The 25,705-nt window shown below is 64.2% G+C and carries 18 protein-coding genes; 5 read left to right on the forward strand and 13 right to left on the reverse strand.

Annotated features, from left to right (window positions below):
• Window positions 1-5: 5 nt before the first annotated feature.
• From CLU92_RS16765 to CLU92_RS16775, 3 genes are all read left to right on the forward strand, one after another.
• Window positions 6-1,817: a J domain-containing protein gene (locus CLU92_RS16765; protein WP_133989269.1), complete on the forward strand. Its 1,812-nt coding sequence runs from the start codon at window positions 6-8 to the stop codon at window positions 1,815-1,817.
• A 47-nt stretch (window positions 1,818-1,864) separates the two neighbouring features.
• Window positions 1,865-4,219, forward strand: coding sequence for a DNA topoisomerase IV subunit A (parC, locus tag CLU92_RS16770; RefSeq protein WP_101482816.1), 2,355 nt, complete (start codon window positions 1,865-1,867; stop codon window positions 4,217-4,219).
• A gap of 188 nt (window positions 4,220-4,407) precedes the next feature.
• Window positions 4,408-4,596 carry a helix-turn-helix transcriptional regulator gene (locus CLU92_RS16775; RefSeq protein ID WP_101482817.1) on the forward strand — a complete coding sequence of 63 codons (189 nt, stop codon included), beginning with the start codon at window positions 4,408-4,410 and terminating at the stop codon, window positions 4,594-4,596.
• Here CLU92_RS16775 and CLU92_RS16780 read toward each other — a convergent pair.
• The 12 genes from CLU92_RS16780 to CLU92_RS16840 form a co-directional block, all read right to left on the reverse strand.
• The gene (locus tag CLU92_RS16780) at window positions 4,593-4,937 is read right to left on the reverse strand and encodes a hypothetical protein (protein WP_143452614.1); all 345 of its coding nucleotides are present in this window, start codon (window positions 4,935-4,937) and stop codon (window positions 4,593-4,595) included. The genes CLU92_RS16775 and CLU92_RS16780 overlap by 4 nt on opposite strands.
• 25 nt (window positions 4,938-4,962) lie before the next feature.
• A complete protein-coding gene (locus CLU92_RS16785; protein WP_218973465.1) occupies window positions 4,963-7,212 on the reverse strand; it encodes a M43 family zinc metalloprotease in 2,250 nt (749 codons plus the stop codon).
• Window positions 7,213-7,377: 165 nt separating this feature from the next.
• Window positions 7,378-7,854: a hypothetical protein gene (locus tag CLU92_RS16795; RefSeq protein ID WP_101482819.1), complete on the reverse strand. Its 477-nt coding sequence runs from the start codon at window positions 7,852-7,854 to the stop codon at window positions 7,378-7,380.
• A gap of 213 nt (window positions 7,855-8,067) precedes the next feature.
• Window positions 8,068-9,288 (reverse strand): acetate/propionate family kinase, encoded by a 1,221-nt coding sequence (locus tag CLU92_RS16800; RefSeq protein ID WP_101482820.1) that lies wholly within the window; start codon window positions 9,286-9,288, stop codon window positions 8,068-8,070.
• On the reverse strand, window positions 9,285-10,700 hold the full coding sequence (locus CLU92_RS16805) for a bifunctional enoyl-CoA hydratase/phosphate acetyltransferase (RefSeq protein ID WP_101484731.1): 1,416 nt from the start codon (window positions 10,698-10,700) through the stop codon (window positions 9,285-9,287). Before CLU92_RS16805 ends, CLU92_RS16800 begins: the two co-directional genes overlap by 4 nt.
• Window positions 10,701-10,709: 9 nt before the next feature.
• The gene (locus tag CLU92_RS16810; protein ID WP_373918199.1) at window positions 10,710-13,010 is read right to left on the reverse strand and encodes a DUF3141 domain-containing protein; all 2,301 of its coding nucleotides are present in this window, start codon (window positions 13,008-13,010) and stop codon (window positions 10,710-10,712) included.
• A gap of 48 nt (window positions 13,011-13,058) precedes the next feature.
• Window positions 13,059-14,183, reverse strand: coding sequence for an ABC transporter permease (locus tag CLU92_RS16815; RefSeq protein WP_101482821.1), 1,125 nt, complete (start codon window positions 14,181-14,183; stop codon window positions 13,059-13,061).
• Between the two features lie 4 nt (window positions 14,184-14,187).
• Complete coding sequence (rbbA, locus tag CLU92_RS16820; RefSeq protein WP_101482822.1) at window positions 14,188-16,941, reverse strand: ribosome-associated ATPase/putative transporter RbbA; 2,754 nt, start codon at window positions 16,939-16,941, stop codon at window positions 14,188-14,190.
• A gap of 2 nt (window positions 16,942-16,943) precedes the next feature.
• A complete protein-coding gene (locus CLU92_RS16825) occupies window positions 16,944-18,017 on the reverse strand; it encodes an HlyD family secretion protein (RefSeq protein WP_101482823.1) in 1,074 nt (357 codons plus the stop codon).
• 17 nt (window positions 18,018-18,034) lie between these two features.
• Window positions 18,035-19,480, reverse strand: a complete 1,446-nt coding sequence (locus CLU92_RS16830) for an efflux transporter outer membrane subunit (protein ID WP_101482824.1) — start codon at window positions 19,478-19,480, stop codon at window positions 18,035-18,037.
• 10 nt (window positions 19,481-19,490) lie between these two features.
• The gene (gene fabI / locus CLU92_RS16835; protein WP_101482825.1) at window positions 19,491-20,276 is read right to left on the reverse strand and encodes an enoyl-ACP reductase FabI; all 786 of its coding nucleotides are present in this window, start codon (window positions 20,274-20,276) and stop codon (window positions 19,491-19,493) included.
• A gap of 612 nt (window positions 20,277-20,888) precedes the next feature.
• Window positions 20,889-22,331 carry an IgA Peptidase M64 gene (locus CLU92_RS16840; protein WP_101482826.1) on the reverse strand — a complete coding sequence of 481 codons (1,443 nt, stop codon included), beginning with the start codon at window positions 22,329-22,331 and terminating at the stop codon, window positions 20,889-20,891.
• 223 nt (window positions 22,332-22,554) lie between these two features.
• On the opposite strand from CLU92_RS16840, the gene CLU92_RS16845 reads away from it, so the two are divergent.
• Both CLU92_RS16845 and CLU92_RS16850 read left to right on the forward strand, forming a co-directional pair.
• Window positions 22,555-23,157, forward strand: a complete 603-nt coding sequence (locus CLU92_RS16845) for a TetR/AcrR family transcriptional regulator (protein ID WP_101482827.1) — start codon at window positions 22,555-22,557, stop codon at window positions 23,155-23,157.
• Between the two features lie 8 nt (window positions 23,158-23,165).
• A complete protein-coding gene (locus CLU92_RS16850) occupies window positions 23,166-24,368 on the forward strand; it encodes a DUF418 domain-containing protein (RefSeq protein ID WP_101484732.1) in 1,203 nt (400 codons plus the stop codon).
• On the opposite strand, the gene CLU92_RS16855 is transcribed toward CLU92_RS16850, so the two are convergent.
• The gene (locus tag CLU92_RS16855; RefSeq protein WP_101482828.1) at window positions 24,359-25,612 is read right to left on the reverse strand and encodes a cyanophycinase; all 1,254 of its coding nucleotides are present in this window, start codon (window positions 25,610-25,612) and stop codon (window positions 24,359-24,361) included. The two genes, CLU92_RS16850 and CLU92_RS16855, sit on opposite strands and share 10 nt — an antisense overlap.
• Between the last annotated feature and the right edge of the window lie 93 nt (window positions 25,613-25,705).

The following is a 25,705-nucleotide window of genomic DNA, read 5'->3' on the forward strand; positions in this document are numbered from 1 at the left end:
GTGGCATGCACAACGGACAGCGCAGCCTGTGGGATATCCTGGGTACGGAGCCGACCGGCGACGAACGCGCCCTCAAGCGTGCGTATGCGAAGCGCTTGAAAGTGACGCGTCCCGAAGACGATCCGGCCGCCTTCCAGGAACTGCGCGAAGCGTATGAATACGCGCTGCGCCATGCGCACCTGTTTGCTGCGGAGTTGCCGGAACCGCAATCGGCTGGGGCCGAAGCGGAAGCGGCGGAAGTGCCAGAAGCGACGCCCATGGAACCGGCCGACCTGTGGGGCGTGATCGACGATGCGGCGCAGGAGCCGCCCGCAGAACTGTGGGGCATCATTGCCCGGGAGCCCGCACCGCCGCAAGAACAATGGGGTGTGGTCGCCATCGATCCGACGCAGGAAGCCGCCAATCTGTGGCAAGGCTGCCTGGCGCAGACGCGCCACGCCGATGCCAGCGACGTGCTGGCCCGCATGCTGCAGGACGACGCCATGCTGAACCTCGACGTGCGCGAGGAGTTCGACCTGTGCGCGCTGCGCTATTGCGCCGGCGCCGGCTATGACCTGGCGCTGCGCCAGGCCCTGTTCGAGCAGCTGGGCTGGGACCGCGATTTTTCCTACCTGGCGCGCAGCCATGCGGACCTGGTGCGCAGCGCCGTGCAGCGCTACCGGGCGGACCGTTCGTTCGCCCATTTCAGCGACAACCGCGACAGCTACCCCGGCCTGGACTGCCTCATGTCGCAGCAGCCGCCATCGGCCTACGCGCGCCAATTGTTCGACCGAAAATTCACGCTGCAGCTGCGCGAACTGCTGCACGCGATACGCTGGCAGCACGCCGAGATGCTGGCCTGCAAGCTCGATACGGACCTGTTCGAGCAGTGGGAACACGCCGTCCATGCCAAGCGCTACTTCAAGCAGACGGCGCTGGCCTCGAGCGGCCTGGGTTTCGTGCTGCACTTCATGCTCGCCGGTGTGCTCGATGCAGCCGGCTTCAAGCTCGGCGACACGGCCGCCTATGCCAGCCTGCTGGGCTTCCAGGCGCTGGCCTTTGCCCTGCTGGCCATGCATGCCTTGCGCTGGCCCGCGCCGCTGTTCGCGCGGCTCGACACGCTGCAGGAAGCGCTGCAGGAACGCCTGCCCGTGCTGTGGGCGCGGCCCGGCTTGCGGCAACTGGGCTGGATCGTGCCCTATCTCGTGCTGGCGCTGCTGCTGTTCCTGCCCGAGCGCAGCGAGACCATGCACCTGGTGACTGCGGCCGGTTTGTGCGCGTCGGCACTGCTCGCGTATGCGCTCAATCGCCAGCTGCTGCATGGCATGCTGCTGCTCCTGTGCCTGGGCCTGTCGCTGTTCGTCGCCATGTTCATGAGCGGCAAAGGTTCCACCGCGCTGGCCATCGGCGATGCCATGCCATTGATGTTTTGCCTGGCGGCGCTGGCCCTGCGCAGCGCTACCGGCCTGTATGGCGATTGCGGCTGGCCCGAGGCGCTCTTGCCCCGCCTGCGCGCGGCATGGCTGGTCGGCTGTGCGGGCTTGCTGTCGCTACTGTATGCGCAGCAGTTGCCAGCCCCCCTCGTCGGCGCCACGCTGTATGCCTGGTCGTGCGCCGGCTTGCTGTTTTCCCCCAGCGATTTCAAATGGAAGACGATGTGGCCGCTGGTGCTGGTGCCCTCCATTGCCAGCTTCGTGCTGGCCGGTCAGGCTCTTTCCATCCGCGCCATGCCAATGATGCATAACAGCGTCGAACTGGCCGTGGCCGTGCTGTATCTGACCTTGCGCTACATGTATCTGACGTACGGCAAGTCCTTTTCCAAATCCAGGCTGTCATAATCAGCCCCACGAATTCAACCGCAACCACTAACACCGAAACAAGCGCCATGTCCACACAAACCAATTTATTTGACGATGCCCAGCCTGAGCCGATCGAGCCGGATGAACCGGTATTCGACGGCGAAGCGCTGACCCTATCCACCTTTGCCGAGCGCGCCTATCTCGATTACGCCATCTCCGTCGTCAAGGGTCGCGCCCTGCCCGACGTGTGCGACGGCCAGAAACCCGTGCAGCGCCGCATTCTGTATGCGATGAATGAACTGGGGCTCAATTCCACGGCCAAGCCGCGCAAATCGGCGGCAGTGGTCGGCGACGTGCTCGGTAAATTGCATCCGCACGGCGACCAGTCCGTGTATGACGCGCTGGTGCGCATGGCGCAGGATTTCTCGCTGCGCTACCCCTTGATCGATGGCCAGGGCAACTTCGGCTCGCGCGATGGCGATGGCGCCGCGGCGATGCGCTACACGGAAGCGCGTTTGACGCCCATCGCCAAGCTGCTGATGGATGAAATCGGCATGGGCACGGTGGACTTCCAGCCCAACTACGACGGTTCGACGGAAGAACCGAAGCTGCTGCCGGCGCGCCTGCCGATGGTGCTGCTGAACGGCGCCTCCGGCATCGCCGTGGGCCTGGCGACAGAAATCCCGTCGCACAACCTGGCGGAAGTGGCGAAAGCGGCCGTGGCCATGATCCGCGATCCGAAGATGACGCACGCCGAACTGATGGCCATCATTCCCGGCCCGGACTTCCCCGGCGGCGGCCAGATCATCACACCGTCCTCGCAAATCCAGGACATGTATGCGAGCGGCCGTGGCAGCATGAAAGTGCGCGCGCGCTGGAAGATCGAAGAGCTGGCGCGCGGCCAGTGGCAAGCCGTGGTAACGGAACTGCCGCCCGGTACCTCGTCGCAAAAGGTGCTGGAAGAAATCGAGGAACTGACGAATCCGAAGATCAAGCTGGGCAAGAAGGCGCTGTCGCCGGACCAGGTGGCCCTGAAGGCGCTGATCCTCAATTCGCTCGACACCATCCGCGACGAATCGGGCCGCGCCGCGCCCGTGCGCCTGGTGTTCGAGCCGAAGTCGAAGAACCAGGACCAGACGGAATTCATGCTGATGCTGCTGGCGCACACCTCGCTGGAATCGTCGACCTCGATCAACCTGGTGATGATAGGCGGCGATGGCCGCCCACGCCAAAAAGGACTGGGCGACATCCTGCGCGAGTGGATCGACTTCCGCTTCGAGACCGTCACGCGCCGCACCGGCTACAAACTGGGCAAGGTCAAGGACCGCATCCATATCCTGGAAGGCCGCGAAGCGATCCTGCTCAATATCGACAAGGTGATCCAGATCATCCGCAATTCGGACGAACCGAAAGCGGCCCTGATCGAAGCGTTCAATCTGTCCGAACGCCAGGCCGACGACATCCTGGAAATCCGCTTGCGCCAGCTGGCGCGCCTGGAAACGATCAAGATCCAGCAAGAGCTGGCCGAGCTGCGCAAGGAAGAAAAGTCGCTGCAAGACCTGCTCGACAACCCGGGCTCGATGAAGCGCGCCATCATCCGCGAAATCGAGGCGGACGCCAAGCAGTTCGGCGACGCGCGCCGCACCGTGATCGAGGAAGCGCAAAAAGCCGTAGCGGAACAGAAGGTCGTCGACGAGGCGGTCACCGTCATCATTTCGGAAAAAGGCTGGGTGCGTGCGCGCACCGGCATCGGCCACGATGCGGCGCAGTTCACCTTCAAGGCGGGCGACACGCTGCATGGCGCATTCGAATGCCGCACGGTCGACACCCTGCTGGGCTTTGGCAACAACGGCAGGATTTACTCGGTTCCCGTCTCGGCGCTACCCAACGCGCGCGGAGATGGAGTGCCGATCACGACCTTGTGCGACCTGAGCGGGGGCACGCCGGGCAACGCCGTGCGCATCCTGCATTACTTTGCGGGCAATGGCGCCACCAACTTGCTGCTGGCATCGAGCGCCGGCTACGGCTTTATCGCCAAGGCGGGCGACATGAGCAGCCGCCTGAAAGGCGGCAAGGCCTTCATCACCCTGGACGACGGCGACGTGCCCCTGGCGCCGAAGGTCATCCACGAAGCAGCCAGCGCCCTGGCCTGCCTGACGGAAGGCGCACGCCTGCTGGTGTTTGGCCTGGATGAAATGAAAACCCTGTCCAAGGGCGGCACCGGCGTCAAGCTGATCGACCTCGATGCCAAGGACAAGCTGCTGGCCGTGCAGCCGATCACCCAGCGCGGCGTGGTGGTCTCGGGCATCGGCAGGGGATCGAAACCGCAGGATGCGTCGCTCGGTGCCACGGCCCTGGCCGAGCACTTCGGCAAGCGCGCCAAGAAAGGCAAGGCGCTGGCGGCCAAGCTGAAACCGGTGTCCATGGCGGCCATCGGCTGAGCGCCACCCGTCCTTACGAAAAGACAGGTTCGCCTGTCTTTTTTTCGTCCATCGCCGCGTACCGGCAACAGGAGAAAATAGTTTTACAGATACGCGCCGCGTTCCCGTTATCCCTGCAGGCATGCCACCGGCATGCCGCCCATGGATAGGAGAACAGGGATGAGAAGTCAGTTTTCAGGCACAGCGACATGCAGCGCCTGACCCCGGCCGAGCGGCTGGTCGCGGCCATGGCGGCCGAAGGCTTGCCGTATAAAAGCATCGCCAGGGAGCTGGGCAAGTCGCCGGCTACCGTACGCAACCAGCTACATGCGATTTATCAGAAACTCGGCGTGGGCAACCGCACGGCGCTCGCCTACAAGCTGCGAGGCGCGCTTTAAGGCCGCGACAGGCGCAGCACCTCGGGCGTCGCTTCAACGATATCGATCACGTCCTGCGCCCCGCTTGCATCGCCCAGCGCGTAACGCCCCATGCCCAAAGGCCGCAGCCGGGTAACGGAGCCGGCACGGGGACGGTCATCGGGGCCGGGTGCCACGGACGTCAATGTCGCCTCCTCCTGCGCCATGGCGGCGGGCGCGCCAAACTCCAGCACCTTGCGCCCCTTGCGGCTGGGAGGAAAGGTGAACGTGGCCGTGGGCCGGTACACCTCGATACCATCGGCATCCTCCTCGGAGGAATGCGTCCAGCTACCGCTGGGCAATGCCGTTGTCATGCCATGCATGCTGCCTCCCGTTTACACATTGACGTCAGAAACACGATACCACGCCGCCCAGGCTTTCATAGCCGCTCACGGAGGGCGACCAGGCCATCCCGTTCCACGCCTTGTGGAACAGGGCGCCATTCGTGCCCGTGACAAACACATCGAGGCGATTCGGCGCCCAGGCCGTGGCGCGTGGCCGCGAGGTGCACACGCCGCCCAGGTTGTCAAAGCCCGTCAAGGAAGGCGACCAGGCAGATCCATTCCATGCCTTGTGGTACAGGGCGCTGTCCGTGCCGATGACGAACAGGTCGAGTCGCTTGGCCGCCCACGACACGGCTTCCACTTCGCCCACGCAGATGCCACCGAGGCGCTCGAAGCCATCGTTGGACGGCCACCATTGCGCGCCATCCCACCACTTGTGGTACAGGGCGCCATCGGTGCCCGTGACAAACACATCGAGGCGGTTCGGCCCCCACGCCACCGCCTTCGGCAACGAGGTGCAGATGCCGCCCAGGCGCTCATAACCCGTCAGCGACGGCTCCCAGGCCGTGCCATTCCACCACTTGTGGTACAGCGCATGGTCGGAACCGATCACGAAGACGTCGAGGCGGTTCGGTCCCCAGGCTACCGCTTCCGGCCGCCCCAGGCAGATGCCGCCCATGGCTTCGTAGCCCGTCAAGGATGGCCCCCAGGCGGCGCCATTCCACCACTTGTGATACAGGCCGCGGTCCGTACCGACGACAAACACGTCAAGGCGGTTTGGCCCCCAGGCCACGGCGCTGGGATCGCCCACGCACAGCCCGCCCAAGGATTCATAAGCTGTCAGCGACGGTCCCCAGGCCGTGCCATTCCACCATTTGTGGAACAAGCCGCTGTCGATGCCCGTCACAAATACGTCAAGCCGGTTCGGCGCCCACGAGACCACCTGCGGCGCACTGGTACAGATGCCGCCCTGCCCTTCATATCCGGTGACGGACGGCGCCCAGGCCGTGCCATTCCAGGCCTTGTGGTTGAGCGCGCGGTCCGTGCCCGGCACAAAGACGTCGAGGCGGTTCGCGCCCCAGGCCACGACGGGAGATGAGCTCTGGCGCGGCGTGGCGCCCGTGCCGCCCGACCCCGTGCCGATGCTGGCGCGCGGGCCATCGAGACAAGCCTGCATGCGCGCCACCTGGCCTGCCGTGAACATGAACATGGCCGGATCATCGACATAATCCATATAGTTCATGAACATGTCGCCATTCGGCCCGTTGCTGCAGGACACCTGGGGAAACGAGGGCTGGCCCGTGTTCGGCCCGCCCTGGTTCGGCGTGTCGGCCACGTTGTCCGTGCCCGAGCATCCGGTGCCGTCGTCGCCCCAGATATGATTCAGGTTCAGCCAGTGACCGATTTCATGCGTGGCCGTACGCCCCAGGTGGAACGGTGGCGCCGCCGTGCCGCTCGTGCCAAAGGCCGATTGCAGGATCACCACGCCATCGGTGGCGGCCGGGCCGCCGGGGAACTGCGCGTAGCCCAGCAAGCCGCCGCCCAGCTGGCACACCCAGATATTCAGGTAACTGTCGGCCGGCCAGGCATCCATGCCACCCGTCGCCTGCGACTTGACGGCATCGTCCGCACCAAAGGACGTCACCGTCGTCTGGCGCCGCTCGATGCCGCTGGTGGCCGCGCCATGCGGATCGATCGTGGCCAGCACAAACTCCACGCGCGGATCGGCCGTCAGCGGCAGGAAGGGCGCCGGCGTGCCGTTCACATCCGGATTGACGCGGCGGAAATCGCGGTTCAGCACGTCGATCTGGCTGGCAATCTGCGCAACCGAAATATTCTGCGCGGCCGTATTCCACACCACGTGCACGACCACCGGTATCTGCGTCACGCCGGAACGTCCGGCAATGCCGCTGTCGCCCTCGTACAATCCGGCCTGATTTTCGATATCGGCGCGCACACTGGCATAGGAAGGATCTTCGCTCAGCAGGCGGCGATGCACATCCATCGTGGCGCAGGTACGCGTCTGTGGCGTGCCCCCTCCCTGGCCGCCGCCGTCGCCGCCCATGCCACCTCCGCCGCCCCCACTATCGCGGTCGTCCCCCATGCCGCCGCCACCGCCCACGTGCATGCAACTGGTGCCAGCCATGCCCTGCGATGCCTGCAGCATGCCGCCGCCTGGCATGGCATCGCCGCCGGCCGCATCAGCGTCGGCCTGCATATCACCTTCGACCGGCATGGATTGCATGGCGGACATGGCTAGCGTGCCTTCAGCCGTACTGGTAGCCGGTGATTTTTTCGTTTTAGCGATGCTCATGATGTCCCCCTTGGTCTGTTTGCCAATTCACTATGGCACGGCGAAAAGAGGAGCATTTGCGCCAGATCAAGACTGGCAAGCGGTGCAAAAGAAAAGCGGCAGACGAAAAAAAAGACAGCAGAAGCTGTCTTTTGGGCTTGCAGGCCGTGGCCCCCAAACGGGGAATTACTTGGCGGCGGCGGCCTTGACTTCAGCGTCGGCCTTGGCCTTGGCTTCTTCCGTCTTGGTGGCGGCGATGGCTTTATCGGCGTTCGCTTCCACTTTTTCCTTGGCGACTTTGGCATCCGCTTTCACGGAGGTTTTGCCCGCTTTAGCATCGGCCTTGGCAGCAGCCTTGTCAGCCTTGGCTTGCGCCTTCATTTTGTCTTCCGGATCGGCATCGACTACTTTGTCGTGGGCCTTGGCCTTGGTTTTGTTCGCCTTGTGCTGGGCGTCGGCTTTCTTTTCGTCAGCCTTCATTTCAGCCTTGGCGACATTGGCGTCAGCCTTGGCATCGACTTTGGCTTCCTTGTTGGCAGCCTTGTTGACGTCATGCTGCGCAGACGCTTGGGCGCTGGCAACGGCTGGGGTAACTGGCGACGTTTGCGCGATGGCAGCGGTGGCAAACAGGGTAGCGATCAGGGCGGCGAGTAATTTGTTCATGATGAGACCTTTCAATATGGTTTAATTTTATTCTTACTAAAGGCGGGCAAAATGTTCAAAATTTGCCAGGCATCGCGCTGTTTCTTGATGTAGCGCAATGGCATGACTTCATAGTAAAGATAACTGGCAAACCACACAGTGCGGTAGCGCACTCAACGGAAAATATGTGCAATTCGGCAAATTTCCGCTGAGTGCGATGGCACTGTCAAATCCTCAAGCGCTCACTGCCAGCGCCGCGTGGCGTGCCGCCACCCACTCTTCATTGGCCGGCTCCACGCCCACCACGATGCGGCTGGCATCGCTGGAAATGCGGCTGGCGTTGCGCGCATTGGCCTCCGCGTCAAGCACCGGGCCGATGAAACCCAGTTCGGCGCAGATACGCTGGCGCAGTTCAGCGCTATGCTCGCCGATACCGGCCGTAAATACCAGCATGTCCAGCCCACCCAGCACGGCCGTCAGGGCGCCGATCTCGCGCACGATGCGGCGGATATACAGGGCCAGCGCAGCGCGGATCCGTTCGCCCGTGGCATCCTGCCGGTCCTGCTGCGCCAGCAAGACTGGTGGGTCGGCCGACACGCCCGACACGCCCAGCAAGCCCGATTCGTGGTACAGCACATGCGCCACCTTTTCCAGAGACAGTTTTTCGATTTCCATCAGGTAGATGACGGCACCCGGATCGAGCGAACCGCAGCGCGTGCCCATCATCAGGCCATCGAGCGCGGAAAAACCCATGGTGGTGGCAACGCTGTGCAAATTGTCCATGGCGCACAGGCTGGCGCCGCTGCCCAGGTGGGCCACGATGACCTTGCCGCGCGCGACAGCACCAAAACGCTGCTCCAGCACCAGCGACTGGTATTCATACGACAGGCCGTGGAAGCCATAGCGGCGCAAGCCCCGCTCCCATGCATCGTAAGGCAGGGCCAGCATCTGTTCGACCTGCGGCACCGTGTGGTGAAAGGCCGTGTCGAAGCACGCCACCTGGGCGATATCGGGACGCGATTCCAGCAGCACCTCGATCGCCTCCAGTGCGAAAGGCTGGTGCAGCGGCGCCAATGGAACGAAACTTTTCAGGTCCGACAACACGGCAAAATCGATGCGCACGGGGGAGAAATACTTGCTGCCGCCATGCACCACGCGGTGCGCCACGGCGCGCAGCGGGCGCCCGGCCAGCTGCGCCACGACCTGCGCACGGATGGTTTCGAGGGCTGCGTGATGGGGCTGCTCCGGATCGAGCTGCAGGGATACGGCCGGCAGGCCGCCGGCGCGGTAAGTGGCGTTCTCGCGGCCGATGCCTTCGACCTTGCCGCTCCATTGCGCCTGCTGCGGCAGCACGCCACCCGCTTGCTCGAACAGGGCGAACTTGATGCTCGACGAGCCGCAATTGAGCACCAGGATCAGGGCGCCATCGGCGGCATGTTGGACTGCTGCGCTCATGGTGGCGTGCCCCGGTAATGATTGGCCAGCATCACGGCGATGGCGCACGAAGCGATGCGGCTGGCACGCGAATCGGCGCGACTGGTGAGAATAACGGGAACCTTCGCACCCAGCACGATGCCGGCGCTGTCCGCGTCGCCCATGTATTCAAGCTGCTTGGCCAGCATGTTGCCGCTTTCCAGGTCGGGCACCAGCAAAATATCGGCACGGCCCGCCACTTCCGAGACGATGCCCTTGACAGTGGCGGCAGCAATTGAGACGGCATTGTCGAAGGCCAGCGGGCCATCGAGGATGGCGCCCGTGATCTGCCCGCGGTCGGCCATCTTGCACAGGGCGGCCGCATCCAGGGTGGCAGGCATGTCCGCATTCACCGTTTCCACGGCCGCCAGGATGGCCACGCGCGGCCTGGCCACGCCGATTACGTGCGCCAGGTCGATGGCGTTGCGCACGATGTCGGCCTTCATGGCCAGGTTCGGCGCGATATTGATGGCCGCGTCCGTGATGATGAAGGGGCGCGGATACGCAGGTGTCTGCATCAGGAAGCAGTGGCTGATGCGGCGCTTGGTGCGCAAGCCGGCGCTGGCAGACAGCACGGCCGACATCAATTCATCCGTGTGCAGGCTGCCCTTCATCAGCGCCTCGACTTCGCCCTTGCCTGCCAGCTCGGCGCCACGCGCGGCGGCGGCATGGCTATGTTCGACGTCCTCGATGGCGATGCCGGCCAGACTCAGGCCAGCCTCCAGCGCCACCGCTTCCAGGCGCGCGCGCGGCGCCACCAGCACGGGCGTGATCAGGCCGGCCGCATGGGCGTCCAGCGCGCCCGACAGGCTCAGTTCATCGCAAGGATGGATCACGGCCACCTTGATCGGCCCCAGCGTGCGCGCATGCTCGAGCAGGCGCCGCGTGCCGTCGCCGTTATGCAGGCGAACTTCAGGCAAGGTAGCGCGCACTCTTTCGATCTGTTCGGCGGGCGCGATTACCTGCGCTTCGCCGTCGAGCACCACGGCGCCATGCTGGTTGACACAGCGGCAGGCCAGAGTCACGTGGCGGTTGCGCGGTTCGAGCGCGGTGACGGTGACGCTGATGGCCAGCGTATCGCCCACGCGCACAGGCTGCAGGAAGCGCAGGGTCTGACCCGTGTAGACAGTGCCGGCGCCGGGCAGGCGCGTGCCCAGTACAGCGGAAATGAGGGCGGCGCCCCACATGCCGTGAGCGATGACGCCCTCGTAGCGGCTGGAGGCTGCAAATTCGGCATCCAGGTGCTGCGGGTTGTCATCGCCCGACATCACCGCAAACAGGGCGATATCGTCCATGCTCAGGGTGCGCGTGATGCTGGCGCTGTCGCCGATGGCGATCTGGTCGAAGGTGCGGTTACGCACGATATGCAAATCATCGTCTTGGGTAGTAGTCATCATGGTCTTTTATGCAGAGATAATGTTTTTGGCAGGTTTTCCTTTGGCCTTGGCCGGGGGAGCAAGCTGGGATGCAGGCTGGGATGCAGGCTGGGATGCGCGTGCGGCCGCCGGCAACGCCTTCGCGTGCGCCTTGATCGCACGATCGAATACCGCCAGCATCTGCTGCAGGCTTGCTTCCTCGTCCGGCGTGGGCGCTTCGGGTACTTGCAGCACTTGCTGCAGCCATTCGCCCAGCGCGCCGATGGCATCCGGTTCTGCACGCGACAGCAAAGTTGGCAAGGTGGAGATGGCGGCATCGAAATCATGCAGCATCAAACGTGCCTGCTGGCGCACAATGCCGCGGAATTCTTCCATGTTGAAGCCTTGCGTGTATTGCGGCTTGACCAGTTTGAGGGCCAGGTTGACGCGGCGCTCGTCGGCGATCATGCGGAAGCGGTAGATGTAGAACAGTGCGCGTACGGCCGCTTCCACCAGGCCGCCGTGCTGCATGTCCTCGTCCATCTTGCGCGTTTCGCAGCGCACGTATTCGCAGTGCTCGGGCGAGATGCCAGGGTGGGGGCGCGGCGGCGTAGCGTCGCCGATGGCTTGTCCCGTCAGCGCCTGTACCAGGGGCGAACCGTACACCAGGTCGAAGGTCGTTTCCTGCACGGTATCGCGCCAGTCGCGCCAACTGTTCAAGCTGGCCGTGATGGCGCCGGAGATGGCCTCCTGCATGGCCAGCAGCGGGTTGTCCGGCGCCACCGGTTGGCGGTGAGCACGCACTTTCTCCGCCTCCTTGGCTACCAGCCTGGCCAAAGGATTGTGGTCCGTCCAGCGCTCGTACGACACGCGCAGCGGATGCGTGAGCTGCAGGAAGCGTGCCGACTGCGGCGTGACCATGGCGCGTACCCACGGTTGCGCGAAGGTACGGTACAGTGCCAGATTCACCTCGGACACGCGCGCGGCAGCGGCGAACTTGCGGTCGTTTTCCACGCTTGGCTGCACGATGGCGCGCACGTCCTCTATGCCGCGGTGCTCGACCTGCAGCACATAGTCGCCACTGGCCAGGTCGGCGTTCGGCGTATCAGGCGTCTTGTCGACGATCCTCGCTTCGTAAATGCCGGCCGGCAGCAGGTTGATCAGGTCGATATTGCTGGCGAATTTCTGGTGTTCCTTGTGTCCCACCTTGGACGACACGAAAATACCCAGGTGGCCGATGCTGTCATGTACGGCATACACAATGGTCTGGTCGTGCAGCAGCACATCGTTGTCGTCGCGGTACAGGTCAGTGATCCAGCCCAGGGCCTGCGGCGGCGGCGTGATGTTGTCGCCGTTCGAACAGAAAACGACGATGGGCGAACGGATATTACGCAAGTCCAGGCGCACGCCGTCGGAAGTGATCAACTCCGCCGTGGCAAGGCGGTTGCCGATGAACAGATTGTCGACGATGTACTGCATCTCGACATCGTTGAGGAACACGTGACCGCCCCAGTATTTTTCAAATTCCAGGTAACGGGGCGCTTCCGTATCGATGTGCGCGTACAGGTTGTACTGCTTGCTCCACAGGGTGTTGGCCGGATTCAGCTTCTCGAAATTCTGCACCAGGCTGGCGCCGTCGAAACGGCCGTTGCCCAGGTCGCCCGCCAGCGCCGTGGCCCAGCTGCCGCCCATCAGCCCACCCGCGTAGCGCATCGGGTTGCGGCCATGCCAGCCGGCCCAATACGACACGGGTGCGCCGGCAACGATGATGGGGCCGAACAGCTCTGGTCGCATGGCCGCGGTCATGAGGATTTGCCAGCCCGCCTGGCAATTGCCGATGACGACAGGCTTGCCCTCACTCAGAGGATGCAGGGCGATGACTTTTTCCAGGAAGGCCGCCTCGGCGTGCATCACGTCTTCCACCGTCTGTCCCGGAACGGGATCGGGCAGGAAACCGATGAAGTAGCACGGATGTCCGGCGCGCAGGGCCACGCCGATTTCGCTCTCGGCCTTGAAGCCGCCGATGCCGGGACCGTGGCCGGCGCGCGGATCAACGACGACGAACGGCCGCTTGGCTTGATCGGGCTCCGGTGCATCGGGCGTCAATATGCGCGCCAGGCCGTAGTTGACGGGACGCTCAAGCTCCAGGCCGGACATCACCAGTTCGGCGGGAAAATCCAGCACGTTCGGCACGTCCTCGGCCAGATGTTCCTGGTACTGGTTGCCGCGCCGGCGCATCACATCGGCGTACAGCACGATGCGCTGCCACGAGTCGCGTGCATAGTCGCCCAGCATGCCCAGGGACGGCAAGCCGCCGGTGGAGAAAAATGGAGCAGTTTCGATCTTCATGGCTATCCTTTTCATGCAAACAAACGCCGGAACATTCCGGCACGGGGGCTACGCCATCTGGCTGATGGTCTTGCGAAAGCGCGCCAGCGCGAAGGTAAACAAGGCCGTACCAATGGCCAGCAGTGCCAGGAACGGTTTCCACACCACGTCGATGCCGGCGCCCCGGTACAGGATCGCCTGGCTCAATTCGACGAAATGCGTGGTCGGCGCGATCAGCATGATGTTCTGCACCAACTCGGGCATGCTTTCGCGCGGCGTGCTGCCGCCCGAGAGCATCTGCAGCGGCAGCAGCACGAGGATCAGGAGCATGCCGAACTGCGGCATGCTGCGCGCCACGGTGGCCAGGAAAATACCCATCGAGGTGGTGGCAAACAGGTGCAGGGCCGCGCCGCACAGGAACAGCGCGATCGAGCCTTCGATCGGCACATGCAGCATGCCGCGCACCACCAGGTTCAGCGACAGGGCGGCGGCCAGCAGCACCACCAGGCCCATCGACCATACCTTGCCCAGCATGATTTCGGCCGGCGTCACGGGCATCACCAGCAAGTGCTCGATGGTGCCGTGTTCGCGCTCGCGGATCAGGGCCGCGCCAGTCAGGATAATTGACAGCATCGTCACCTGGTTGATGATTTCCATCAGCGAGCCAAACCATGCCTGGCTCAGCGAAGGATTGAAGCGCGCGCGCATCACCAGTTCCACCGGCGAGACCGTTGCGCCGCGATAGCGCTTGGCGAATTCGGCCACTTCGCCGGCGACGATCTGCTGGATGTAGCCGCTGCCGCTGAAAGCCTGGCTCATGCGCGTGGCATCCACGTTCAGCTGCAACTCCGCCTGGCGCCCACCCAGCACGTCCGACTGCAGCTTGGGCGGTATCGTCAGCACGAAGGTGTACTGCCCCGCGTCCAGTCCCGCATCGACCTGGCTCTGGTTGATCATGGCCGGCGGCGTGAACTGCGGCGGGAAAAAGGCCGAGGCGATGCGCCCGGACAGCGGCGATCCATCCTCGTCGACGATGGCGATCGAGGCCATGTGCAAGGTTTCCGGCTTGGCCGTGGCGGCCACGTAGATCGCCAGCGTAAAGGTATACAAAATCAGGACCAGCATCATCGGATCGCGGATCAGGCTCCAGATTTCCTTCACGCCCAGGCGGTAGATATTTTCAAGATGGCGCATACGTTTACGACTCCTGTTTCTTCAGCAGCGCCACCGTCACGCCGAGGATCACGGGGATCGCCACGATCAGAGGCCAGAACGAGGCGTGCAGGTCGCCGAATCCCAGCGCCTTGTTGAATACGCCGCGGCTGATATTGAGCATGTGCGTGGCCGGGTACATCAGGCCGATCGCCTTGCCCACGCCTTCCATCGAGGAGACAGGATTGAGCAGGCCGGAAAACTGGATGGCCGGGATCATGGTGCCGATCATGGTCACGAACAAGGCCGCGATCTGGCTGCGCGTAAACGTCGAGGCGAACAGGCCGATGCCGGTGGCGCAGATGTTGAAGATGAAGGTAGCGCCGATCAAGGTCGGCAAGCTGCCCTTGATCGGCACACCGAAGGCCGTCACCGCCAGCAGGGCCATGAGTACGAAGTTGAGCATGGCCAGCAGCACGTAAGGCACCTGCTTGCCGAGCAAGAATTCCAGGCGCGTGACGGGGGTCACGTACAGATTGATGATAGAACCCAGTTCCTTTTCGCGCACCACGGATAGCGCAGCGAGCATGGCCGGCAGCATCAGCAGCAACAAGGGAATCACGGCCGGCACCATGGCCGGCAGGCTTTTCACGTCCGGGTTGTAGCGGTAGCGCGTCTGGATGGCGACGGGATTGTTCATCTTGATGCCATAGCGGTGCAAGGCCTGGTCGGCCAGCCACAGTTGATGCATGCCCTGCACGTAGCCCTGCACGGTTTCGGCGCGCATCGGCATGGCGCCGTCGATCCACGCTCCCACCTGCGCAGGCGCGCCGCGCTGCACGTCGCGCGCAAAGCCAGGGGGAATCTCGATGGCCAGCGACAATTCGCCGCTGCGCATGCGCTTGTCGATATCGGCGTAGTCGCGCAGCGGCGGGCGCTCGACAAAGTAGCGCGAGCCAGCCAGGTTGTTTGTGTAATTTTGGCTCAGGGTGGTCTGGTCGTGGTCAAGCACCGCATAACTGAGGTCTTCGACGTCCAGGCTGATGCCGAAGCCGATGACGAACAGCAGCAGCACGGAGCCCCCCAGCGCGAGCGTCAGGCGCACGGGATCGCGGCGCAATTCCAGCGTTTCGCGCCACATGTAGCTGAGCATGCGGCCCAGGCTGAAACGACTGCGCCGCGGCTGCTGTTCCTGCTGCTGCGGTGCGCCCACTTCAGCCTTCTGCGCGGGTATCTCGCTTTCCTGCTCCGCCGGCGCCGTGCCGCCGCCCGCCTCTTCCAGGTAGGCGATGAAAGCCGCTTCCAGCGACGGCGCGCCCTTCTTGCGCACCAGTTCGGCCGGCGCATCGCTGACCAGCACTTTACCCGCATGCATCAGCGAAATGCGGTCGCAGCGCTCTGCCTCGTTCATGAAGTGGGTGGAAATGAAAATGGTAACGCGGTCGCGCCGCGCCAGCTCGATCATCAGGCGCCAGAAATTGTCGCGCGCGATCGGGTCGACGCCGGACGTGGGTTCGTCGAGGATCAGCATCTCCGGCTTGTGCACCATGGCCACGGCCAGCGACAAGCGCTGGCGTATGCCCAGCGGAAGGCTGTCGGGCAAGTCGTCCATCACTGCGCGCAAGTCGAAGCGCTGCGCCATTTCATCGATGCGGGCTGCGATTTCCGCTTCCGGCACGTGGAACAGGCGCGCATGCAGCACCAGGTTCTGGCGCACCGTCAATTCACTGTACAGCGAAAACGCCTGCGACATATAGCCGACTCTTCGGCGCGTGTCGATATCGTTGGAATCGACTTCCTTGCCGAACAGCCAGGCCTTGCCTTCCGTCGCCGGCAGCAGGCCCGTGAGCATCTTCATGGTGGTCGACTTGCCGCAACCGTTCGAGCCGAGAAAGCCGAAGATCTCGCCGCGGCCAATGCGGAAATTCACATGATCGACGGCCGTAAAATCGCCGAAGCGCATGGTCAGGTCCTGCGCCTCGATGGCGACATCCTGCGCACTGGCGGCATCGAGCGGCGTGATCACCACTGGCTGATGGCCCGCCCGCTTGGCTTCGGGCAGCAGCTTGATGAAGGCGGCCTCCAGGTTATCGCTTTGCGTACGCGCCAGCAGTTCGGCCGGCGTGCCCGTATCAAGCACCTTGCCGTCATCCATGGCGACCAGCCAGTCGAAGCGCTGCGCTTCGTCCATGTAGGCGGTGGCGACCATCACGCTCATCTGCGGGCGCTGCACGCGGATGCCGGCGATCAAGTCCCAGAACTGGGCGCGCGCCAGCGGGTCGACGCCGGTGGTCGGTTCATCCAGAATGAGCAGGTCGGGATCGTGGATCAGGGCGCAGCACAGGCCCAGTTTCTGCTTCATGCCACCCGACAGTTTGCCCGCCGGGCGTGCCAGGAAGGGATGCAAGCCCGTGCTGCGGGTGAGCTGGTCGATGCGGCGGCGGCGTTCGGCGGCATCGTGGCCGAACAGGCGCGCGAAGAACTGCAGGTTTTCCTCGACCGACAGGGTCGGATACAGATTCTTGCCCAGGCCTTGCGGCATGTAGGCGATGCGCGGGCAGACATCGTCGCGATGGCGCGCATCGCGCATGTCGCCGCCCAGCGCCATCACGCTGCCTTGCTGCACGACGCGCGCGCCGGCCACCAGCGACAGCAGGCTTGATTTGCCCACGCCATCGGGCCCGATCAAGCCCACCATGCGGCCGGCCGGCACATCGAGGTCGATGCCGTCGAGTGCCACCGTCTTGCCGTAATGCTGGCTGACGCCCTTGATGCTGACGACAAATGGGGTCACGTCCATGGTCACTGCGGAACCTTGGCCGTCAGTTCAGCCGGCCATGCCTGCTTTGTATCGAGACGCACCCAGGCTACGCCGGGCAAGCCCACTTTCACCAGCGCCAAATGCTTTTGCAGCAGCTCGCGGCTGATCTGGGCTTTCACGCGGAACATCAGCTTCTGACGCTCGCTGGCCGTTTCCACCGTCTTCGGCGTGAACTGCGCGCTGGCAGCGACAAACGAGATCGTTGCCGGAATCACGTAGTTGGGCGCTGCGTCGAGGATGATGCGCACTTCGCCGCCCATCGCCACCTTGCCGGCCGCCGTCTCGGGCAGGAAGAAGGTCATGTAGACGTCCGACAGGTCGACCAGGTTGAGAACCTTGCCGCCACCGGCAAGTACTTCACCCTGCTGCGCCACCAGGTATTGCACGCGGCCGTCGCGCGGCGCGGCCAGCTGGCCATCGGCCAGGTCGGCGTCGATGCGCGCGGTGGTCGCTTCGGCGGCCGTCACTGCGGAACGCGAACCGACCACCTGTGCCTTGGCCGCATCGATGGCCGCCTGCGCCGCCGTGACCTGCGCCTTGGCCGCATTCAGGGCTGCGGCCACGCTGCGCACGCGGGCGCGGTCATCGTCAAGTTCCTGCACCGAGGAAGCGCCCTCTTTCGACAAGGTTTCCGAGCGGGCCAGGCGGCGCCGGGCCGCATCGAGTTCGCTTTCACGCTGCGCAACCAGCGCCAGCGCGGCCGCCTTGTCGCTCTCGCGCACGGCCACCTGGGCCTGCGCACCGACCACCGCGTCGGACGCCTGCTGCTGGCGCGCGCGCGCCTCGTCACGCTGCGCCGTCAGCGAGTCCACCTGCATGGTGGCCAGCGGCTGGCCCGCCTTCACGAAGTCGCCCTCGCGCACGAGGATGTCCTTGACGCGGCCGGACAGCTTGGTGGCGACGTCGATTTCGGTTGCTTCGATGCGGCCATTGCCGCTGACGAAACCTTCACCGGGTCCGGTGGGGCGCATTTTTTGCCAGGCCACAAAGCCCAGTATGAGAACGGCGGCGACCAGCGCGGCGGGGATGAGTTTTTTCTTCAGTTGTGGAGTCATGGTGTCGGCAATCGCAATTAATTGGAGAACGTGGTGGCGGCAGCGGGTGCGCCGCCGCCCAGGGCGGCATACAGGCTGACCTGGCTGGAGAGCAGCGCGCGGCGCGTCTGCACCAGTTGCTGCTCGACCGTCAGCAGGTCGCGCTGCGCATCAAGCACTTCCAGGTAGGGCGCGGCGCCATTGTCGTAGCGCAGCTTGGCCAGGCGCGCACGTTCGCTCTGCGCGGCCAGGGTGGTCTTGCCGATGTCCACCTGCAGCGCCAGCCAGCGCCGGTTCGACAACGCGTCGGCCACTTCGCGAAACGCGCCCTGAACGCTCTTTTCATAATTGGCCACGGCCACGTCGCGGCGTACCTCGGCCAGGTCCATGTTGGCCCGGATGCGGCCCGCGTCAAAGATCGGCAGCACCAGGCGCGGCGCGAAATTCCAGGCGCCGCTACCCGAATCGAACAGGCCGCTCAATTCAGCGCTGGCCGTACCGTAGGCCGCCGTCAGCGAAATGGTGGGAAAGAAGGCGGCGCGCGCGGCGCCGATATTGGCGTGCGCGGCGCGCAACTGATGCTCGGCCGCCACCAGGTCGGGGCGCTGCGCCAGCAAGGCAGATGGCAAGCCCGCATGCAAGGGCTGCAGCACGCTGGCGTCATCGAAGCGGCGCACCTCACCAGCCACCGGCGTCAGGTCGACGGGGCCGCCCACCAGCTGGGCCAGCGCGTGCGCCTGGACGGCACGCGCCTGCTCCAGCTGCGCCGACAGCGACAAGGCCTGGCTAAGCAGGGTTTCCACCTGCGTCAGATCCAGCTTGGAAATCGAACCGACCTCGAAGCGACGCGTAAAGATGCGCAGCGACTCGGCGCGGCTGTCGACCGTGGCGCGCGCCAGCGCCACTCGTTCATCCAGTTCGCGCAAGCCCAGGTAGCCATTGGCCACCTGCGCTACCAGGGCCACGCCGACGGCGCGGCGCGCCTCGTCGCTGGCCAGCAAGGTTTGCAGCGCGCTGTCCTTCAGGCTGCGCACGCGGCCCCAGAAATCGAGCTCCCATGCGCTCACGTTCAAGCCCGCCTGGTACTGCGCGCTTGTCATGGGGCGGCCCGTCACGCTCAGGTCACCGGGCACGCGCGCACGGCTGCCGGAAGCGCCCAGCGCGATGGTGGGGAACTGCTCCGCGCGCTGTATGCCATACGCGGCGCGCGCCTCTTCCACGCGCAGGGCGGCGATGCGGATATCGCGGTTGCTGGCCAGCGCCTGCGTAATCAGCGCCTGCAGGCGCGCATCGGCAAAATAGGCTTGCCAGGCGATATCGGCCGCGTGCGCGCCGGCGGAATCGGTTTCCGGATACTGCTCCGCCACGGGGAGCGGCGGTGGCGCGTACGGCGGCGCCATCGAGGCGCAGCCGGCCAGGGCCAGCGTGGTGGCCAGCGCGGCCATCCTGGCGCACGCGGATAATGCGGGAACAGGCATGATCATCTTCTTCCAGTCAATTCAGAATGTTGTAGCCGCCATCGACATACAGGGTGCCACCCGTGATGGCGCGCGCGCCGTCGCCGGCGAGGAAGGCGCACAACGCGCCCACGTCCTCGATAGTGGCCAGGCGCCGCATGGGCGAGCGTTCGATGGCGTCGGCCATCAGGCGGTCGAAATGGGCAATGCCGGAAGCGGCCCGGGTCTCCAGAGGACCCGGCGAGATGGCATTGACGCGGATGCCTTGCGGGCCCAGTTCGGCGGCCAGGTAGCGCACCGATGCTTCCAGCGCCGCCTTCACGGGTCCCATCAAGCCATAATCGGCGATGACTTCCTCGGCGCCCAGGTAACTCATGGTCATCAGGCTGCCGCCGTCCGGCATCAGGGGTTCGGCCAGCTTCGCCATGCGCATGAGGGAGTGGCAGGAGATATCCATCGCCTGCGCGAAGCCGTCAGCCGAACTGTCCGTCACGCGGCCATGCAAGTCTTGTTTGGGCGCGTAAGCGATGGAATGGACCACGAAATCGAGCCCCCCCCACTGCTGCGCGATCTGCGCAAACAGCGCTTCGAGCTGGCCCGGCACGGCCACGTCGAGTGGCGCCATGATGGCCGCCTGCACTTGCTGCGCCAACGGTTCCACATGTGGACGGGCCTTGTCATTGAGCCAGGTGACTGCCAGTTCGGCACCGGCTGCGCGCAATGCGCTGGCGCAGCCCCAGGCGATGCTTTGCGCGTTGGCGATACCGACCACCAGCCCCCGCTTGCCCTGCAAAGGCAAGTACTGCTGCAAGGCGGCCGTCATGCCTGAACAGGACGCAGTGCGGGCCAGGGAGTGGCCGCATGCACGCATCGCACTGCGCCGGCACGCATGGCGGCGGCGCAAATGGCCAGGGTAACGCCGCCGGCACGCGCATACGGCAAGGCAATGGGAGTGTGGGGGTGTAAGGTACTGCACGCGTCAGGCGCGGGGATCTGCATCTTCATGAATCGGGCTTCCGTCACTGAAATTCGAGGCCAGCACCAGTGCATTCTCAGGGAACTGGTACGGGGCGAAATTACTCTACAGCATTTAGAAGCGTGATTCGTGATAAGTCCGATCCGCATTTCATGACGCTTTGAGCTAGGTCAACTATAAGTGCGATTGCGGCAATGCAACATTGATGTAAATCAAATTTTACCTCAATATTATCTAAATGAAATATTTTTCAAGCAAGCGTGCGTGGATGCTTATTTGATAACTATGCTGGGCTGACGGGAAGAAAAGTGACTTTGTCAGCGAAGGTGGGAATTGCCTGAAAAACAAGCAACACTGGGCAGTGGCGGGCGGTGGGTGGTGAAGGGTGGATAGAATGGGGGCCATGCTATTGCATTGCAACATGGCCCGCCATGCCTTGCGGGGTTAAGCTGAACGGCCTTATTTGCGCGGCGCCTTGGCGGGACGCGAATACAGGTCGATGATGGTGCTGATGCCATCCTGGCATACGGAGCAGAACGTCTCGCTGCGGTCGAACATGATGCACTGCATCTCCGGCCGGTAGTAGCCGGACGATTCGTAGTTGGCGCCTTCAAAGGCGCCCACCGCATGGCGCAGTGGCGCCTTCGAGAACAGCTGTTGCGTGTACGCCAGGTCGGCCTTGAACAAGTCGCTCATCTCGCTTTCCGGGCGGTTGGCCGCACGCAGGGCGGCGCGCTGTTTCTGGTACTCGCGCGCATGGCTGTCATACGCCTCCTTCGGCCATGGCGTGGGCAGCGGCGTGCCCGCCTTGACATGGTTCTTCCATTTCAGCCTGGCCGGATCGCGCAGCGCCGTGGCATTCGGCTCCCACGGTTCCTGCCGCTCGCCATTCGACTGATAGGCCACGGGCGAGGTGTAGTATTCGTCGGCCAGGCCGGCGAAATGGTGGCCGAATTCATGCACGAACAGGTAATTGGCCCAGTCGTTGTTCGCTGCGGCCGTGCTGAACTGGCCAAAGATGCCACCGCCGCCGTAGGTGTCGTTGTTGACGAGGATTTCAATGAATTCATACGGCGCATATTGCGCCAGGTCGCGCAGGGCGCGGTTATCCGTCGTCAGCACATAGCGCTCGCTGCCGAAGATATCGTAGCGCGTACCCAACGGCGACGCATGGTGCACGCCCGTCGATGGACGCGACACACCCGACTCCTGCGTCGGCGCGGCCATGGCCCACACATTGAAATCATTGGCCCGTTCGCGGAACGGCGACACCGTAAACAGGTGCTCGGCCAATTTCCGCGCCGTCGCTTCGAACTTGCCCATTTCCGCGGCCGTGTAGCCATCTCCCATGATCAGCAGGTCGACCTTGCCGGACGACGGACCGCTGACACGGATCGGGATCGGTTTGACGGGCGCCGGCGGCTGCTTGCGGATCACATCCTGCGCCGCCGGGTCGACATCGGTGCTCCATACAATGGAAAACAGGCCACGCTCGTCGCGCTTCAGGATGCGCACGCGCACGGGCTGCTCCGGCTGCGGGAAGCGCACGGATTCCTGGAAGGCGCGCGTGGTGGTTTTCGCTTCATCAGTGCTGGCCCACTCGCCGAAGATGGTGGAAAAGCCGCGCGAATACAGCACCTTGCCCGACTTGATATCGACCACTTCCAGCAGGTTGTTGCCGCGGTTGCTGTCGTCGATAGGGCGCGCCGGATTGCCCGGCCATGGCAAGGGCTCGACCAGCACGCGTTCAACCGCATAATGTTCGCCCAGCGCATTGCCGCTGTGCTGGTAATCGAGGCGCATGGTGGCCGGCTGGGCGGCAATGGTCGCCGCCGCGACAGGGAGCGTGCCGGCGGCCAGCGCCAGAGCGCAGAGGAAGGAGCGAATCGGAGTCTGCTGCATGTCATTCCTAAAACGGTAGAAAAACAGGTGAAGGGAACGGTTTTCCAAACAATCAGCGGGCTCGCCAGCAGGCGCGGGGAAAACCGCTGCGGCACATTGTAGCGACAGGAAGGGGGCATGCAAAGCGCCCATTTCACCCGATACGCTTGACCATGCCACCCTATCGGTTTATATTAGATTGACTAGTCAATTAATGAATTAATACGGAAAACGGACAGACACCATGCGCACCATCGATCCTGATAAACACGCGGCCCGCCGTGACACCATCGTCGCCGCAGCGCGCCACTGCTTTGCCCGCAAAGGCTTCCATCAGACCAGCACGGCCTCCATCTGCGCGCAAGCGGGCATGAGTCCCGGCAACCTGTTTCATTACTTCCCCACCAAGCAAGCCATCATCGCCTCCATCGTCGACCAGGAAGGCAACGAGACGGCCGCCTATTTCGTCGGCGTGCAAGGCAGCGCCGATGCGTACGGCGCCCTGCTCGATTTCATGGACCTGGTGCTGGCGCTGGCGGCCGACGGGGATTTTGCGGGACTGGCGCTGGAAATTTCTGCCGAAGCGATGCGCGATCCAGATATCGCGGCCAGGGTGGCGCGCAACGATGTCGTGCTGCGCGCCGGCGTGCAGGCGCTGCTGGAAAGCGCTGCTGCGCAAGGCCAGGTCGACACCGCGCTGGATGCTGCGCAAACGGCCAGCTGGATCGCCGCGCTGATCGACGGCATCTTCAATCGGGTCGCCGTCGATCCCCAATACGCACCGCTGGCGCAGCGCGCCAGCTTGCACCTGCTGCTGGCGCGCTTCCTGCGCCCTGCCCGCTCATGAGCGGCGCCATGACGGCAACACCGGCGCGCATCGCTGACGTCGACGCCCTGCGCGGCTGCGCGTTATTCGGCATTTTGGCCGTCAATATCGGCGCCTTCGCCACGCCCTGGTTCGGCCTGGGCTTGACCGATCCCGCCTTTCACGACAGCGTGGACCGCGCCACGCATTTTCTCGTCGCCCTGCTGTTCGAGACCAAGTTCTATCTGCTGTTTTCCTTCCTGTTCGGCTACAGCTTCACCTTGCAGATGCAGGCTGCCGCGCGCGCCGATGCGCCGTTCGTGCCGCGCATGCTGCGCCGGCAAGCTGGCCTATGGCTGATCGGCGCCCTGCATGCAGTGGTCCTGTTTCATGGCGACATACTCACCACCTACGCCCTCCTGGGCATCGTGCTGCTGGCGCTGCATCGTTGCGGCGAACGCCAGGCACTGTCCCTGGCCTTGATTCTCGTCACCGTCTGCGTGGGGTTCTGGGGATGGATGGCCTGGCTGCAAAGTCTGCAGCCGGCGGGCGACGCCGCCCAGCAGGCCGTGGCCATGGCGCAGAAAGCGGCAACCGCGCTGGCCGCCTACCGCGCCACTCCGGCCACCGTCATCCTGCAGCATCTGCGCGAACTGAGTGACATCTGGATCGTCCTGCTGCTGGTACAGGCGCCGTGCGCGCTGGCCATGTTCCTGTGCGGCCTGGCTGCCGGCAAGCGCGAGATGCTGCTGCACGCAAGCGATTACCTGCCTCTGCGCCGCCGCCTGCTGTGGGCCGGCACGCTGGCGGGATTACCCGGCGCCGCCTTCTATGCATGGACGTCCGTGTATGTGCAAAGCCAGGCATGGCAGCTGGCGGGACTGGCCGTGGGACTGGCGAGCGCGCCGCTGCTGGCCGGCACCTACCTGGCGCTGGCGCTGGCCCTGTTCGAGCGCCTGCGCGGCGGAACGCTGTTCCCCCTGCTGGCCGATATGGGCCGCATGGCCCTGTCGAACTACCTGCTGCAGTCGGCCATCTGTGCCTGGCTGTTCCTCGCGTACGGCGCGCGGCTGATGGGCAGCGTCTCGCCGCTCGGGGCACTGGCGCTTGCCATCATCCTCTTTTGCGTGCAGCTGCCACTGAGCCGCTGGTGGCTGCGCGGCCACGCGTATGGCCCTGTCGAGTGGCTGCTCAGGGCATTGACGATCGCCGCTTGGCCACGCTGGCGGCGCGCCAACGCCGCTTATTTGTAGCGGTACAGCGGCTGGCGCAGCTGGATCGGGCGGATATCGAGGCGCAGCTTCAGCACCGAATACGCTTCCGCCTCGGTCGAGCTGTAGCCGACGCTGTTGACGGTCTTGCTGAACCTGAATTCAAAACCCAGGTCCGGATACGGATCGCGCGGGTTGCCAAAGGCGATGCCGATGGCTTCCTGCTGCGCGTTGTCGATCAGGTTGCCCATCAGGTCGAGCACAGCGTTATTGCCGAGGATATCGTTGGTAAACACGGGCTCGCGCATGTCGGGCTGGTTCGGATCGAGCTTGTTGTCGGCCTTGTCCGGCGACGGCGTAAACACGCGCGTGACGAGGTTGAATTTGTCGCCCCGGTCCAGGTAGCTGATGGCGGCGTTGCTGATATTGAAATTTTTCACGCCACGGTCGCTGATGGCGCCCGACAGGTCGATCAGCAAGGCGCCGCTGTAGCCGATGACTTCCACATCGCGCATGGCGTCGACCACCATGGCGCTGTTTTCATCGATGCCCAGTCCCAGGTGATAGCCTTTTTTCAGCATCACGGGAATCATGCGCGCAAAGCGCCCGCGCACCAGCAGATGCTGGTCCACGAAGACATCGCTGCCGATGAAGCCCAGTCCCGGCGCAATCTCGCGTCCATCCGTCACGCCCATCTTGAGCATGTCGAGCACGGGTTTGGCGTCATAAAACATGGTGGTGCTCATGATGGCCGCACCGGCGCTGGAACCGGCGATCACGCCGCCGCTGCGGTAAACCGACCAGATGGCTTCCAGCGCGGCCGTGCGGCTGCCGTCCGGGCGCAGCAAGGCTTGCGTGATGCGCCCCTGGTCGCCACCGGCAAAATAGATGCCGGTGGCCGACTTGATCTGCGTGACGATGGCCGGATCTTCGGCTGCCTTGCGGTAATCACGATTGGCCAGCTTGACGGCCAGTGGCACGAAAAAAGCATCGGCGCCATATTGATTGAGTTTCTTAATGATGCTTTCACCCGATTTTTCCGGATTCATCGCGGCCGAGGCCAGCACGGCGATACGCGCGCCCGGCCCGCCCGACAACTTGACGATGCGCTGCCAGACTTCGGCATTGTCGGCGCGCAGGCCGCCACCGATGATGACGAGGGTGCCCTGCGGGGCGCTGCCGATGGCACTTCCGCCAGGCGCCGCCACGGCATGGAAGCTGCACAATGCCAGCGCGAACAGCAGCGCGGCGCGGAAGGTGTGATACAGGCTTGAAGATGATTTCATGGTACCTCTCGAATACACGGAAAGGGGCACGCGCCTGGCGCGCGCCCTTGCTGCCAAAACCACTGCTTGCAACCCAACTCCATCGAACTACGA

It is taken from the genome of Janthinobacterium sp. 61 (genome assembly GCF_002846335.1).
Taxonomy (GTDB): domain Bacteria; phylum Pseudomonadota; class Gammaproteobacteria; order Burkholderiales; family Burkholderiaceae_D; genus Janthinobacterium.